Raw genomic sequence first — 16858 nt, 5'->3', positions numbered from 1 at the left:
TTCATAAACAATGAGAGAGTACTCGCAGCTTAAAAACAAGACGAAATATTTTGGATTGCCGCTATTGCCATGGAATCAACACATGTGATTTACATATGAGTCTCCTCGTATTAGTGTTAGCTTCGCGATTGGCATACACCTGCTAAAATGCGGTGCTCATAATTCATTATGCCATCTAGTCTTCAACAGATGATTAAGCTCTATTTCCTTAATGCTACCTACACAAAAAAACACTCTAGTGGCGCTGATTAACGATGTTGTGGATAGCCTTTTGTCTTCCACAAATAAACAGTTTCGGCCTACAGTAATACTAGAACGACCGAAAATTCTGGCGCACGGCGATTTCGCATGTAATATCGCGATGCAATTAGCTAAACACTTAAAGGTCAATGCCCGTGAGTTGGCGAAGCGTATCTCCGATCGCATACTTGCAGATGAACGTGCATATAGTTTTATCGACAGCGTTGAAATCGCGGGGCCAGGGTTTATCAATTTCCGTTTATCTATTAACACTAAGCATGCCATTGTCCCTGAAATTCTTGCACAAGGTATCAGATTTGGACGTCGTACCGACCCGGCAGGGTCCGTGATGATTGAGTTTGTATCAGCCAATCCGACTGGTCCCCTACACGTCGGTCATGGGCGTCAAGCTGTTCTTGGCGATGCCTTGGCTGAATTACTGGGAACACAAGGCTGCAAGGTCCACCGCGAATTTTACTACAACGATGCTGGTGTCCAAATTCAAACGCTCGCGGCGTCAGTGCAATCACGAGCGAAAGGCCTGAAACCTGGTGATGAAAATTGGCCTAAAATAGCCTACAATGGTGTTTATATTGCGGATATTGCTCAAGATTTTCTAGCAGGAAAAACAGTACAAGCATCTGACTGTAAAGCTGTGACTGCTAGTGGCAATACTGATGACATCGAGTCAATTCGCATATTTGCTGTCACGTATCTGCGCCGCGAACAGGATATCGATTTACAAACCTTAGGCGTCAGATTCGATCAATATTATCTGGAATCTTCCCTGTATCAAGATGGTAGCGTCGAAAACACAGTCAGTGCACTCATCGCTGCAGGCCATACTTATGAGCAAGAAGGTGCGCTTTGGCTTCGAACGACAGATTATGGTGACGATAAAGACCGCGTGATGCGAAAAACTGATGGCACATACACTTATTTTGTGCCAGATGTTGCGTATCATACAAAAAAATGGACACGTGGTTTTGATCAGGTAATAAATATTCAAGGCTCTGACCACCATAGCACTATTCTGCGCGTAAGATCTGGGCTGCAAGCCCTTGATATTGGAATTCCAAAGGGATATCCACATTATGTATTACACAAGATGGTCACTGTTATGCGAAACGGTGAAGAGATTAAAATTTCGAAACGTGCAGGAAGCTATGTAACCGTACGTGATCTCATAGAGTGGTCAGGAGGCATCTCATCAGAAATTGCTCCACTCGAATGTCTCTCGCGTGAGGAAATCATACGACGTGGCCGTGATGCTGTTCGATTCTTTTTGATTTCTCGTAAAGCTGACACCGAATTTATATTTAACGTCGACCTTGCGTTAGATCAGAATGATGAAAATCCTGTCTATTATGTGCAATATGCTCACGCACGGATTTGCTCGATTCTGACCCAATGGGGAGGTGATAAAAAAAGCCTTGCAAATGTTAATTTGTCTCCGTTGACAGGCGACCATGCCTCCGTACTATTGAAATTATTGGCTGAATACCCTGATATGTTAACGCGCGCCGCGAAAGAGTTGGCACCTCACGTGGTAGCATTCTATTTACAGAATCTGGCGAGTGCTTTTCACTCCTTCTACAAGGCAGACCGTGTGTTGGTCACTGATGAAATTGTGAAACAAGCACGTTTGGCGTTGCTTGCGGCCACCAAACAAGTTTTGCAAAATGGCTTAGTTATCTTAGGCGTTTCTGCACCAACCAAAATGTGACTAAACTCGGTATCAAAATTTAACTTTCCTTTAACATGCTAATTTCAACCCTGTAAGGATGGAATCGACTCGATGGCAAATAAACGTGGGCCAACCCGCCAATGGGGCGGTACACTCCTTGGTATTGTATTGGGCATGATTGTTGGCCTTGCCATTGCGGTAATAGTCGCCCTATACATCACCCAAACACCGCTTCCTTTCATCGAAAAAGTCCCGTCACACCAGTCGGGAAATACATTCATCGAGCAAATGCCGAGCCCGAACAAAGCACTGCAAAACAAAACACCCTTACCGAATGAGAGTTCGCTCCTTAATGATACAGAAGGGTCTGATTCGACAGTGTTCCATTCTGAACCAGCTCAAACCGCAATGCCTCCCCAATTCGACATTCTGAATGAAAAGGCAAGCATTATTACTAATAGTGGAGGCACCAAACTGACAGTACCATCAGTCGTGCCGAGCCAACCACAATTTATCGAGCCTTCAAATGAAGATAGATTAATTTATTTTCTACAAGTGGGTGCTTATAAATCAAAACTCGATGCTGAGCAGCAGCATGTTAAGCTCGCATTTCAAGGGTTTGAAACACATGTCGAACAACGAGACAATAATGGTCTTTTAATATACCGGGTCCGCACTGGGCCTTATGAAAAAATTGACGAAATGAAACAGGTTCGTCGTCGCTTGCATGATATGGGCATCGATACCGCAGTAATTCGGCTGACCAAACCATAAACTATAAAAATGAATACTGAGAATGTATTTTATATGACCTATGGTGGATAATTTCTGTGAGTCATAATTGCATCGAAGCCATTATTGAAACTCCTTTACACTCATTACTCATGAAAAAAATTCTTGGTTTTGTTCTATTCTCTTTGATATTCGTCACGACTACAGCCCGTAGTGTATCTCTCACCACTACGGAAGTTGGTACCAACTACACAAAATTATCCATACCGCAGATAACCAACTCACCCGGAAAAATCGAGGTCACAGAATTCTTTTTTTATGCCTGCAAGCATTGCCATCTACTTAATCCGCTTATTGATCAATGGGCTAAAAAGCAAAAAAAAGATGTTGTAGTCAAACATATACCTGTAACCTTCGAAGCTCGCTTCGAGCCACACGCTATTATGTATTATGCACTTTCTGCACTTGGGCGTGACACGGACTTAACCCCAAAAATTTTTAACGCTATCCATATTGAGAAAAATTATCTGCTCACAGCAGAAGCGCAAGCAAACTATCTCAATAAATTTGGCATCGACAAAAAAAACTTTCTCAATGTGTACAATGCCTTTTCGACAAAAAATCAGGTCAATCAAGCAAAAAAAATAGCATATGACTACAAGGTAGATAGCACTCCAGCGATTGTGATTCAAGGAAAATATTTATTATCGCCTGATAAGACGGCTGAATTATTAGAGAAAACTGGGAAGTACCCGAAAAATGAGCAAGAATTACTCTCAGCGATGTTATATACCGCGGATGTTATAATCCGACAGATTAGGGAGAAGAAACTCTGATTAAGAACTGATCTACATGCAGATGATGAAACTATTGATACTCCACTGTCTTAGATTAAAGAAAGTCTCTTTTTGAGACTTTCTTTAATCTAAGACATCGGTCTAGTTAACTGCGCGAATAACTGTACATCAAAATACCTTAGGGAAGTCGCACCGTTTTTTGGTTAAACCCAGGTTTCGTATTTTTCGTAAAATCGTACATCAATCACCAAGGTCTGCTTGAAACAAAGAAAAAGTGTCTCAATTGTGAACTTTTTTATATGATGAAATGCGCAGTCCGTCCTCTGAAGTAGAATTCATCACTTCTAAAAGACTATACTCTCTGCAATTAACATCAAAAATTAAATACATAAGATAACATGTTTTTTATGCGCTACTGGACATTTAACGGCGCGTCACATTCATCAACCTTCTGCTATCAATAAATAGCTAATATGCGATGTTTCGGATGCCTGAATGAATATAAATTTCGCAAGATTCTATTGAAGAAACAGCATCATCTGGATTTTTTAGTCCTTTTCCCTCTCCTTGCAATTCAACATAAGCAGAAAGCATTCTCTGTGACAGACTACATGAAATTACCTATGGTTAAATCAACAAGGTGTGTTTTGTTCTTATGAACAACGACCACCAACCTTTGATCCATCTGCTTGATAACAACCGTGCGTGGGTTGCCCGCGTGAATGCCGAGGATCCAACCTTTTTCGAATGTCTTTCTAGACAACAGGCTCCGCAGTATCTGTGGATTGGCTGCTCGGATTCGCGTGTGCCAGCAAACCAGATTACCGGACTTGCACCGGGCGAGATTTTTGTCCATCGAAATATTGCCAATATTGTCGTGCAGAGCGACCTAAACGTCCTTTCCGTACTACAGTTTGCTGTCGAAGTACTTAAGGTACGTCACATCATGGTAGTAGGTCACTATGGCTGCAGTGGTGTTGGTGCTGTACTCGATGACGCCCACCTTGGTTTGGTCGACAATTGGCTACGTCATGTACGCAATGTCCATGAACGTCACCGATCACAGATTGATATTCTCCCATCACCTGAAGCACGTCATGATCGTCTCTGTGAGCTCAATGTAATTGAACAAGTTGTTAATATCTGCCGTACCACGGTATTACAGGATGCTTGGGCTCGCCAGCAACCTGTCACCGTGCATGGATGGGTTTACGGCCTAAGAGATGGTCTGGTACGCGATTTAGGCATGTCAGTCAATACTGCAGAGGCTTTGCTTCATGTGTACAACCGGTGTGTTTCACACATTTTCCATGAACAGCACAAATAATTACTAATCCAGACTAATTTTTTCTATGTCTTCGCATTTTCACTAATTTGAGGAGGTCAAATCTTTATGTGTATCGAAAAATACAGAGTGCACCGGTACCGTTGAAAAAAATCTAGGATAGAACTTGTATGAGGCTCATGTTAGTTGTCATCTGCTAGATAGTCGTATCATGTTAAAAACATGCATTTTTCTAGTGAAGGCTCAAATTGGACTAATTCCGTTGACAATTGGAGAGTATGTCATCTGCTTATTCAATGGATTTCCTACATTTTTGCGGAATGGTTAACCCCAGAATAAGCAAAGCATTTTAACTGTATCCGGGAAATGATCACTACAACCGATGATCGAGAATGCGAGATTGAGTGCTAGTCCAACTCTCTTTTGCAACCAAAAAGACATTGACAAAAATTTTTGAACACTGCAAAACTCTTCTCGTAAGAAAATACATATTCAATGAACCACCTAAAATTAGGCTTACTCGGAGTAACTAATTCCACCAAATGTTAGGATAATTCGAGAAACGTTAACCATCCCTATATTTTCTTGAGTATCAAATCATTTTAGGACTCCATACGATGAAAAAACATCTTCACGCACCAAGCGCTTACGCTCACGATGATTCTGCACGACGCAACTCAATACCTTGGAACGTCGAAAAAATTGAAACATTGTTTGCTTTGCCATTTAATGATCTCATGCATCGCGCACAACAGGTTCACCGTGAGAATTTCGATGCCAATATAGTGCAACTGTCTACGCTGCTATCTATCAAAACTGGGGGCTGTCCCGAAGATTGCGGTTATTGTCCCCAATCGGCTCGCTACGACACAGGCATTAACGCTGAAAAACTCATGCCGCTCAACGATGTCCTCAAGGCTGCACAGAACGCTAAAAATAATGGTGCGACACGCTTTTGTATGGGTGCTGCCTGGCGCAGTCCGAAATCTCATCAAATCAATGCTATTAGCGAAATGGTGAGAGGAGTCAAGGCAATAGGACTGGAAACATGTGTCACATTAGGTATGCTACGTGACGGTCAAGCAGAACAATTACGCGATGCAGGCCTCGACTACTATAACCACAATCTCGATACATCGCCGGAGTTCTACGGAAAAATAATTACGACACGCACCTATCAGGATCGGTTAAACACTCTGTCACGTGTGCGTGACGCTGGCCTCAAAGTTTGCTGTGGTGGCATTGTCGGCTTGGGTGAATCGCGTCGTGATCGTTCAGTCCTAATTACTCAACTAGCAAACCTTGATCCTTATCCAGAATCTGTTCCAATCAACCATCTAGTCGCTGTAGAAGGTACTCCTATGGCAAACTATTCGCCGATCGATCCATTCGATTTTGTGCGTACTATCGCCGTAGCACGCATCGCCATGCCACGAGCTATGGTGCGACTGTCAGCTGGCCGAGAATCGATGAATGATGCCTTACAAGCACTATGTTTCCTTGCAGGTGCAAACTCTATGTTCTATGGAGATAAACTACTTGTTACTGACAATCCTCAAGCTGCCGATGATTGTAAATTACTGGAACGGCTGGGTATGCACATTTTAAACGAAGTACACTCTCTAACCAGTCCTGAGAAGATACCTCACGACCCTCAGTCATATGAGGAAATGTTACATGTTTAATGACATAACGCTCTAATTTTTAATTTCTCATGGGTCAATCAATATTGACGTGGCTAGACTTTTTCAAAATACACATTCTTAATGGTATGGTAATGCTTCATATCTTATCCGTTGATCCTTATTTTTCAATGAATCACAAAGACATACATTTCTTTTCATTGGCCTAGCTATACGAAAAAGTGTCACTCATGAAAAAATCAAATCCTGCACCTCTTGTTTGCAGCAGTATTACTTGGTTTTCTGAGTAATTTTTTAGTTATTTCTGTTCTATTTCAAGTGAAATAGAACAGAAATAACTACCCTATAAAGTAGTATTCTCAAAAAAATAAAATTGCATTAACTATCTATAGATGGTTAATGCAATTTTGACAGTATTTATATATTTTTTACTTTCAAAGAAGCTGCTCAAAAATGGATTTGATCTATACAGTATCTTATTATAAAGATTAATATTTATATATAGTAATAGATAATAAAGATATTTCTTTTCTGTGGATAACTCTCTAAGACTATATACAATAAGGGTTATATAGAAAAAAATTCGATAGGAAAAGGTGGTATGTTGGATGTATAAGTTTGAATAATTTTTGAAATAAAGGCAATCAAAATTAACTTATCCAAATTCAATTCATATGAAATTTATAGGCTTATCCACAAGAAAAAATGTACCCTTTCTACATTTTTAATTTCGTTAGCTAAATTAGCAGTAATGCGGTTTGGATTGACTAATTTGGTCTAACGTACTTTTTTGCGAAAGTACTCAATGAATTTTGTTAGAATGAGTCCTTGATGTGCTCAGGGTAATAAATAAGAGCAAAAGTTGGTAACGTGATCTTTTTTAGAATTTCTTCTAAGAATGAAGAAAAAAGTCCGTAGGACTAAATAGTAGAGATTCCCAATTGACTTTTCTTCGAAGAGTGTACTTCTCTTCCTGGAGAACATTGGTATCTTCTAACCAAACATCGCTGCCCTCGAAAACATTAACATTAAAAGTGAGCCTTTCAGTTTATCGATTCTGATCCACGGTCAAGGTGATATTCATGGTAAAGAAGATTTATATTAAAACGTTTGGCTGTCAGATGAATGAATATGATTCTGAGAAAATGGCAGATGTTCTCTGTGTAGCGGAAGGTGTGGAAAAAACAGAAAAACCAGAAGATGCTGATATTGTCCTTTTCAATACCTGCTCCGTGCGAGAAAAAGCTCAAGAGAAAGTTTTCTCTGATCTTGGCAGAATTAGACAACTGAAGGAAGTTAAACCGGATCTTATTATCGGTGTGGGAGGTTGTGTAGCAGCGCAAGAGGGTAAAGCAATCATCCAGCGTGCGCCATACGTCGACGTTGTATTCGGCCCACAGACACTACATCGTTTGCCACAGTTAGTGACAGCGCGTCGGAAAACTGGTCACTCACAGGTTGATATTACATTTCCGGAGATTGAAAAGTTTGACCATTTACCTCCAGCTAAGATGAATGGACCAACTGCTTTTGTATCTATTATGGAAGGGTGTTCCAAGTATTGTAGCTATTGTGTTGTGCCTTACACTCGTGGTGATGAAGTCTCGCGCCCATTCGATGACGTACTGACTGAAGTGGCTGTTCTTGCTGAGCAGGGTGTACGTGAAGTCACTTTACTTGGACAAAATGTCAATGCCTATCGTGGGTTGATGGTTGATGGTGAAATTGCTGACTTTGCTCTACTCATTGAACATGTCTCGGAAATTCGTGGTATCGAACGAATTCGTTACATGACTAGTCATCCGAAAGAATTTACACAGCGACTTATCGATACCTATGTTAGGGTGCCAAAACTTGTGAGTCATCTCCACCTGCCCGTTCAGCATGGTTCGGATCGCGTGTTGTCTGCTATGAAGCGTGGTTATACAGTACTCCAATACAAATCGATTATTCGTCGCTTGCGACAAATTCGTCCTGAGATATCTATATCATCTGATTTCATTGTCGGTTTTCCCGGAGAAACGGAAGATGATTTCAATAAACTAATGTCAATGATCGAAGGTATTGGTTACGACATCAGTTTTTCTTTCATCTATAGTCCCCGGCCAGGTACGCCTGCCGCTAACCTTCATGATGATACGCCGCATGAAGTTAAACTACGTCGTTTACAGTATCTGCAATCTACTCTCGAAACGAATGTTGTTAATATTAGTCAAAGTATGGTTGGCTCACGCCAACGTATCCTCGTCGAAGGTATATCACGCAAAGATGAAAACGAATTACAAGGCCGAACGGAAAATAACCGCGTGGTTAATTTTCCTGCTGTGCCTGAACAACATTCTCACCTTATCGGTCAAATGATTGACGTCATGATTACTTTTGCTTATTCCCATTCCCTACGAGGTGAACTAGTACTCACCCATTGATATGTTATTCTGAATAGCTTTTCACTTATTTGTCTTACGATCATTTTGAAACTGCAACAATCCTCCCAAAGTTTTATTCCTTTGCACGATGACAATCGGAGGCTCGCAAATCTTTGTGGGCCACTTGACGAGAACTTGCATCAAATCGAGCAGGTACTTGATGTGCTTATATCTCGGCGAGGAAGTCGGTTTACCGTGCGAGGTAAAAATGCCTCGGTTACTGTGCAAGTCCTTGAAAACTTTTATAATCTAGCTATCAAGCCACTTTCTATCGAGGATATTCATCTTGGGCTAGTAAAAATCCGTCATGAGTATATGCCTTCTGTTTGTATAGCCGATGGTAAGAAGTTCCTCGAGAGTAATGATGCTAATGCAAGGCAAGAATCATCATTACTACTAAGCACACGCCGTCCTGATTTGCGTGGACGAACCGCAACTCAGTGTGAATATCTCAATAAAATCCTCTCGCACGATGTTACTTTTGGAATAGGGCCTGCAGGAACAGGTAAGACGTATCTGGCAGTTGCCTGTGCTATTGATGCGCTTGAGCGCGATGTTATCAAGCGCATCATCTTAACACGTCCAGCTGTTGAAGCTGGTGAACACCTTGGTTTTTTACCTGGAGATCTTGCACAGAAAGTTGATCCGTACCTGAGACCACTTTACGATGCGCTCTACGAGCTGTGCGGTCTTGATAAGACTCAAAAATACTTCGAGAAACAAATGATTGAGATTGCACCACTTGCTTACATGCGTGGTAGAACGCTTAATCATGCATTCGTTATCCTCGATGAGGCACAAAATACTACGCCAGAACAGATGAAAATGTTTCTCACTCGTATAGGTTTTGGTTCTAAAGCCGTCGTCACTGGTGATACTACGCAAGTTGATTTGCCGCGTGGTCAGAAAAGTGGGTTACATGAATCTCAGTTTATTTTGAAAGATGTGTATGGTATCGCTTTCACTCGTTTCACTAGTGTCGATGTTGTGCGTCATCCGCTCGTCGGACGTATAGTCGAAGCTTATGATGCCCATGCACTTGCAGCAACATATGATGATACCGAGCACCAAATAAAGCACTGCCTTCGGGGGTAAATATGAAGGCAAAAAAATCTTCTCTCAAGTTGACCATACAGTTCGTCGCACCGCTTTTTACTAATCATAAGGACATATTACCGTCTACTACATTGCGCATCTGGGTGCAGACTGCACTCTTGAATGATGCAGAGTTGACGCTCCGCTTTGTTGATGAAGAAGAGGGAAAAAATCTCAACTACAGATATCGTGGTAAGGATTATGCCACCAACGTTCTAACCTTCGCGTATTCAGAAAACGAAGCTGATCCTATCAGCGGTGACATTGTTCTCTGTTGCCCTGTTGTCGAGCGCGAAGCGAGTGAGAGAAAAATTTTAATCGATGCTCATTATGCGCATCTCATTGTTCATGGTGTGCTGCATGCGCAAGGCTATGACCACAAAGAAGAGGATGAGGCTGCTGAAATGGAGTCTATCGAAATTGAAATACTTGATAGACTTGGTTTTTCGGATCCTTACCATTCTGCTTAGTCTGATCATGCAAGCAAAAAATATTCCATTAAAGAGGAATGAGACATTTGTTTTTTTATAATGTTTCCCATAGAGTGCTTATTCTAACTGGCTTGATCCCATTTGCAAAATATTTTCGCTCGATCTTTATATGTCTAATATACTACCTCGAAGCAAGACTATCTCGTTGAAATGAATGAATCTGTAATGCAAACGGTTAATAAAAGAAGACGTGCTTAGTGTATGCTTAAAAATTCTGTAACTTAGGCGTCCTCCCAAACTGGACGCGCCCTCATGAACGACTCCTATCTTAGTCGAAAATCTACTGAAAAAACTCGCTCCTTGTTTGAGCGTTTGATAGACATCATCTCTCCTGAACCGGGATCGCGCGGTGAGTTATTGGAGATGCTACAAGAGGCTCATGAACGTAACCTAATGGATTCCGATTCCATTGCGATGATCGAAGGCGTTTTCCAAGTTGCTGATTTATGTGCTCGTGACATCATGGTGCCTCGGGCTCAGATGGATGCAATCAACATCGCACATCCTCCGGAAACTTTCATGGCTTTTGTTTTGGAGCAAGGACATTCACGTTATCCAGTATATGAAACTAACCGCGACAATATTATTGGTATTTTGCTGTCGAAAGATCTTTTGCGTTTTTATGCAGGTCAGAATTTTGATGTGCGTGATATGTTACGACCAGCTATCTTTATTCCGGAGTCGAAACGTTTGAATGTCCTGCTGCACGACTTTCGCGTTAATCGGAATCACATCGCTATTGTCGTCGATGAGTATGGAGGCGTCGCTGGACTTATTACTATTGAGGATGTCCTAGAACAAATCGTCGGCGATATTGAAGATGAGTTCGATTTGGACGAGGAAGAAGATAACATCATTGCTACGCCGGACGGTACTTATCGTATTCGTGCTTTGACCGAAATCACGCAGTTTAACGAAACCTTTGGCACACATTTTCATGACGAAGAGAACGATACACTTGGTGGCATGATTACACACCAGTTTGGGCGTGTACCACGTCGCGGCGAACGTTTGCGGATCGATAACCTGTTGTTTGAGGTACTGCGTGCGGATGGCCGTCAAATCCATATGCTACTGATGTGTGATGCAGCCAAAATGAAAAAAGCACAAGCGGAATGCGTTTAAGAAATACTTTGTTGGTGTTGATATTTTTAAAAAAAGTGTCATGAGAGATGACACTTTCATATACCCATGAGGATATTTTTTTTAGCAATGGCCTTTGGGTATTGCTGCTCGTCGTATAGATATTTCAATCGATATGATGTCTTCGTACCTTAAAAATTTTATGTAAATTGAGGATATTTGACTCTACTCTGCGGATAATCAGCTGGCCGAAATGGCGCTCTTATGCGCTAGCTAGTGTTGCAGGGATTGCTCAAGCGCTCGCTTTTGCGCCACTAGAAATATGGTGGCTACAACTATTAGCACAGGCGGGCTTATTCACGCTCATTGATCGTGCCGACTCGGGTCGGCACGCTGCCTGGATAGGTGGTACTTTCGGCTTTACGAGTTTTATCTCAGGTATCTGGTGGCTTTACATTAGCATGCATACATATGGAGGCCTCTTCGCACCGATAGCCGCTGTAGCTGTTGTACTTTGCAGTCTCTATCTCTCGCTCTACATAGCCTGTGCTGCCTGGATCACTCGTGTTTTGTGCGCTACCTATCTTTGGAGTACTTGCGTATTCGCTGGTGCTTGGACTATTTTTGAATGGCTTCGTGGTGTTGTTTTCACGGGTTTTCCTTGGCTATCTTCTGGCTATGCGCATATCGATGGGCCGCTTGCAGGTTTTGCACCTGTTTTGGGTGTCTACGGGGTTGGAGGTATCGCAGCGCTCACCTCCGCGTTGTTGGGGAAAGCGCTACTTCCTATTAACGCGAGTGTTAAAACACCCTATTTTCGAATCAAAATCATTGTTGGCATTTGCGTGATCCTTATTATTGGTATTGGACTCAGGGCCCATGCGTATACCATTCCAATCGGTCAGCCTCTTACTGTACGTTTGCTGCAAGGAAATATCTCACAAGGCATGAAATTCGAGAGGGAGGGTGTTGACATCGCTATGACCTTATACCGTGATATGATTATCGCCGAACCTGCTGATTTGATTATTACCCCAGAAACAGCATTCACCGTGCTACAGCAGCATATTCCGTCCGAGATTATGACCCAGCTACATCAATTCGCGGATACAACAGGTTCTCACCTCTTAATAGGAACAGTCGGAGCAACTTTCACCCCAGAGGGCCGTGTCAGTAATCTGACCAACAGCCTCTTCGGCATTTCTCCTAAAGATTCGACGCTGTACCGATATGACAAACAACACTTAGTACCGTTCGGCGAGTTTATCCCTTGGGGATTTCGTTGGTTCGTTGATCAAATGAGTATTCCATTGGGTAATTTTCTAAGTGGTTCAATGATGTCCACTGGTTTCGCTGTATCAGGTCAACGCGCAGCCCTGGATATCTGTTACGAGGATTTATTTGGTGAAGAAATCGCCAAAACTTTACGTAATATGCGTGAACCTGCAACATTTCTTGTGAATTCGACAAATCTTGGGTGGTTTGGTAACACAATTGCCATTGACCAGCATTTGCAGATTTCCCGCATGCGTACCTTAGAGACGGGGCGCCCGATTTTGCGCGCTGCAAACACCGGCATCACTGCGATCGTCGATAGTCAAGGTCATGTGATTGCGCACTTGCCACGATTTACTACGGGTGTGTTGACTGGTTGTTTTCAGCCAACCATAGGTTTGACCCCTTACTTGCGCTTCGGTAATTTACCCTTGCTTATTTTATCCATCTTAGCCATGTTTAGTGACAAGTTTGCGGTGCGATTCGTGAACAATCCCGCAATGGGAGTAAATTCAGCTACAATATCCGATTAGTCATCTAAGTTTTTTGGATTAACAGATAGAAGTCCAATGAGTGCCGTCATACTTTACGTTATTGTCGAAAATTGATCATACTTACCTTTCAAGAAGTAATCTTGAGATTGCAGGCTTATTGGGATAAGCAAGGTTGTGCTTTACTTCAGCCTTACGACATGGAAATCGGCGCAGGCACTTCGCATACCGCTACGTTCTTGCGTGCCATCGGCCCTGAGCCGTGGCGTGCTGCTTACGTCCAACCATCACGGCGTCCCAAGGATGGCCGTTATGGGGAAAATCCTAACCGAATGCAGTGCTACTATCAGTATCAGGTTGTATTCAAACCGGCCCCAGAAAATATTCTTGATCTCTATCTCGGTTCGCTTAATGCGCTTGGCATTGACCTCACGAAAAATGATGTCCGCTTCGTGGAAGATGATTGGGAAAATCCAACCCTGGGTGCCTGGGGACTTGGTTGGGAAGTGTGGCTAAATGGTATGGAGGTAACTCAGTTTACCTATTTCCAACAGGTTGGTGGTCTCGATTGTAAACCGGTGCTGAGTGAAATTACTTATGGCATTGAGCGTTTAGCCATGTCTCTTCAGCAAGTTGAGAGTGTTTATGATCTGATATGGACAGAATGGAAAGAGAGTTCCCCTAAAGGTCTTGTCAAACGCTCTTTGAGATATGGTGATGTTTTTCATCAGAATGAAGTTGAACAATCGAAATATAATTTCGAGAATTCGAATAAGCCGATGCTGTTTGACTTCTTTAATAATTACGAGTTCGAAACGAAGCGTTTGATTGAATCTGGGCTGGTATTGCCAGCGTATGAAATGCTTTTGAAATCCGCTCACACCTTTAATCTAATGGATGCGCGTGGTGCGATTTCAGTAACGGAACGCGTAGCGTACATCGGTCGCATTCGTACTTTGTCACGTCTCATTGCAAAAGCATACTACGACTCACGTGAGAAGTTGGGCTTTCCAATGCTCGATGACTTCACTTCTGTTTCTAACTCCAAAACATCATCGATCGCATAATGAGTGTTCCACAAAATACTTTGCTCATCGAATTGCTGATGGAAGAACTACCACCTAAGACACTGTCTTGTTTGGCTGAGGCATTTGCGCATGGCATTGTTTATCATTTGCGCATGCGTGGCTTTCTGGATGCCAATGGATGTAGCACGATCACTCCTTTCGCCACTCCGCGGCGACTCGCTGTATCGATTACCAAGGTTAGTGAACGGGTACCGGACGTCGCGATTCGAGTAAAAGTCCTACCTGTCTCTGTTGCCCTTGATTCGAAAGGCAACCCAAGTCGATCCTTAGTAAAGAAATTAACAGCGTTGGGCTTTCCCAACCTTCCAGTGTCTTCACTTGAGCGTGTGATGGACGGTAAGGATGAAGCTTTTTTCTACACCTATATTACTCCGGGCGATACCCTGCATGATGCCCTACAAGCTGTGCTTGATGATACGCTTAGTAAGCTCCCTATTTCCAAGATGATGAATTATCAGCGTCCGGATGGGGAAACAGTGCAATTTGTACGACCTGTTCATGGATTGATTGCTTTGCATGGCAATTGCGTGGTGCCAGTTACCGCCCTTGGATTAACCTCGAGTAATCGCACCCAAGGTCATCGTTTTCTCTCTAGTGGCGAGGTCATCATTGCTCACGCAGATGATTATGCAGATACGTTGCTCACTGAAGGGAAAATTATTGCTAATTTTATGTGCCGCCGCGAGCTGATCCGCACACAATTGCTCGAAGTTGCTGATAACGATTGTGTTGTCATGCCTGATACTTTACTTGAAGAAGTCACTGCTTTAGTCGAATTTCCCGCTGTCTACGTTTGTAACTTTGAGCCGGAATTCCTCACATTACCACAAGAATGTCTGATTCTCACGATGCAGATGAATCAGAAATACTTCGCTCTCACGGACAAGCCCTTGATCGATGGTGGTCGGCTTATCAACCGTTTTCTAATTGTTTCTAACCTTATGACCGATGCTTCTGAGCAAATCGTGATGGGCAACGAACGTGTTGTACGATCGCGGTTGGCCGACGCCAAGTTTTTCTTTGAACAAGATAAGAAAAAATCCTTAGCTGCTCGTGTACCCCTGCTCGGGAATGTTATTTATCATAATAAGCTTGGTTCTCAGCAGCAACGATCACAGCGCCTCGAAGCCTTGGCCGGTGAAATTGCTGTCTTGATGAGTATTGATAAGGTACTTGCTAAACGGGCTGCTTTGTTGGCAAAAGCTGACTTGCTCACAGATATGGTTGGCGAATTCCCTGAGCTTCAAGGCACGATGGGTATGTACTATGCTCGCCACGATGGCGAAGTTGACGAGGTTGCTCTCGCGTGCTTTGAACACTATCAACCACGTTTTGCTGGCGACACATTGCCGACCAGCGCAATCGGCATCGCCGTTGCGTTAGCAGATAAGCTTGAAATACTGGTTGGTATCTGGGGCATTGGCTTGCAACCTACGGGTGAAAAAGACCCATTCGCCCTCCGGCGTCATGCATTTGGAATCATCCGAATATTGATCGAGAAACGTTTATCATTGAAGCTCGATGTATTGTTGAAGATGACATACACTCAATTCACGTCAGGGGTTGCTTCTATCGATTATTTGAAGGACGTGATGTTATTCATCTATGAGCGTTTGCGTGGCTATCTGCGTGAGCGTGGCTACGGGGTTAACGAAATCGAAGCTGTACTAGCGGTTGGTCCGCAGGATTTGTCAGAATTGCCGGCTCGCCTCGACGCTTTATGTACCTTCGTCGCGATGCCGGAGGCGGCGGCATTGATTGCCACGAACAAACGCATTGGCAATATATTGAAGAAAAATCCATTATTTACGCATGACACGATTGATCCATTATGCTTAGTTGAAGTCGCTGAGAGATCGCTTGCTGTTGAATTGGAAAATGTCACGTTGATTGTTGATACGAAATACAGAGCAGGTGCTTATAGTGAGGCACTGCTCGCATTGGTTCAATTGCGTGGGGTTGTTGATGCTTTTTTTAACGACGTGATGGTGATGGTGGAAGATGAAACGCTGCGAAATAATCGTCTGAAACTCTTGAGTGGTGTATATCTCCAAATGAACCGTGTTGCGAATCTCTCTAAGCTTTTCATCTGATGTGCTATGCTGTGCCTTACAGCACATCAGATGACTCACACAAAGATAGACTTTACAACGGAACCATCTCCCGCAAGTTATGCTAATTTTGAATCGAGATAGTCTTATTAAAAATCGACTCTGATCAGTTTATCAAGACATCCGAAAAGTTGGTTGCCATTCCTGGCAGTTTGGAAGAAATCAGTCAGTTAAATTAAGCCGGCTGCCGATTTTTTGTATCGAGTCATCAAAGCGGAGTTGGCCGAGATTTATTTGACGTGAGTGCACTTAGTGCTATCACACGAAGATACCCTCACTGCATGCCGTTATAAGCTGGATTTGAAGAGTATACCAGTTGTTGGTGGTGATTTACTTCGAGATCTCCAAGCTAGGATGTTGTTGGTGGCGCTCAGCATTTTTTTCTTACTGGAAATGGTAAGAAAACTTAGTCTG

General features: G+C 42.8%; 12 protein-coding genes. All 12 read left to right on the top strand.

Translation table 11 applies throughout. From position 1 onward, the window contains the following. The first annotated feature begins 211 nt into the window (after positions 1-211). A complete protein-coding gene (argS, locus tag BZL35_RS03725; protein ID WP_106182914.1) occupies positions 212-1966 on the top strand; it encodes an arginine--tRNA ligase in 1755 nt (584 codons plus the stop codon). A 72-nt stretch (positions 1967-2038) separates the two neighbouring features. Beyond that, positions 2039-2701, top strand: coding sequence for an SPOR domain-containing protein (locus tag BZL35_RS03720; RefSeq protein ID WP_106182913.1), 663 nt, complete (start codon positions 2039-2041; stop codon positions 2699-2701). A gap of 110 nt (positions 2702-2811) precedes the next feature. Then, entirely contained in the window at positions 2812-3495 is a 684-nt protein-coding gene (locus BZL35_RS03715; protein ID WP_106182912.1) for a thiol:disulfide interchange protein DsbA/DsbL, read from the top strand. A 616-nt stretch (positions 3496-4111) separates the two neighbouring features. Continuing rightward, positions 4112-4783 (top strand): carbonate dehydratase, encoded by a 672-nt coding sequence (gene can / locus BZL35_RS03710; RefSeq protein ID WP_106182911.1) that lies wholly within the window; start codon positions 4112-4114, stop codon positions 4781-4783. A gap of 575 nt (positions 4784-5358) precedes the next feature. Next, on the top strand, positions 5359-6426 hold the full coding sequence (bioB, locus tag BZL35_RS03705; RefSeq protein ID WP_106182910.1) for a biotin synthase BioB: 1068 nt from the start codon (positions 5359-5361) through the stop codon (positions 6424-6426). Positions 6427-7466: 1040 nt separating this feature from the next. After that, the gene (gene miaB / locus BZL35_RS03700; RefSeq protein WP_106182909.1) at positions 7467-8810 is read left to right on the top strand and encodes a tRNA (N6-isopentenyl adenosine(37)-C2)-methylthiotransferase MiaB; all 1344 of its coding nucleotides are present in this window, start codon (positions 7467-7469) and stop codon (positions 8808-8810) included. A 51-nt stretch (positions 8811-8861) separates the two neighbouring features. After that, positions 8862-9905: a PhoH family protein gene (locus tag BZL35_RS03695; RefSeq protein WP_106182969.1), complete on the top strand. Its 1044-nt coding sequence runs from the start codon at positions 8862-8864 to the stop codon at positions 9903-9905. Positions 9906-9907: 2 nt separating this feature from the next. Next, positions 9908-10375, top strand: coding sequence for an rRNA maturation RNase YbeY (gene ybeY / locus BZL35_RS03690; protein WP_106182908.1), 468 nt, complete (start codon positions 9908-9910; stop codon positions 10373-10375). Between the two features lie 273 nt (positions 10376-10648). Continuing rightward, on the top strand, positions 10649-11521 hold the full coding sequence (locus tag BZL35_RS03685; protein ID WP_106182907.1) for an HlyC/CorC family transporter: 873 nt from the start codon (positions 10649-10651) through the stop codon (positions 11519-11521). A 167-nt stretch (positions 11522-11688) separates the two neighbouring features. After that, entirely contained in the window at positions 11689-13287 is a 1599-nt protein-coding gene (gene lnt, locus BZL35_RS03680; protein WP_245916345.1) for an apolipoprotein N-acyltransferase, read from the top strand. Between the two features lie 77 nt (positions 13288-13364). Further along, the gene (glyQ, locus tag BZL35_RS03675) at positions 13365-14312 is read left to right on the top strand and encodes a glycine--tRNA ligase subunit alpha (RefSeq protein ID WP_106182968.1); all 948 of its coding nucleotides are present in this window, start codon (positions 13365-13367) and stop codon (positions 14310-14312) included. Then, positions 14312-16426 (top strand): glycine--tRNA ligase subunit beta, encoded by a 2115-nt coding sequence (gene glyS / locus BZL35_RS03670; RefSeq protein WP_106182905.1) that lies wholly within the window; start codon positions 14312-14314, stop codon positions 16424-16426. Before glyQ ends, glyS begins: the two co-directional genes overlap by 1 nt. Positions 16427-16858 lie beyond the last annotated feature (432 nt).

Origin of the sequence: Candidatus Pandoraea novymonadis (assembly GCF_003004665.1) — a bacterium.
Lineage (GTDB): Bacteria > Pseudomonadota > Gammaproteobacteria > Burkholderiales > Burkholderiaceae > Pandoraea > Pandoraea novymonadis.
This window is presented reverse-complemented; position numbering and strand designations above follow the sequence as displayed.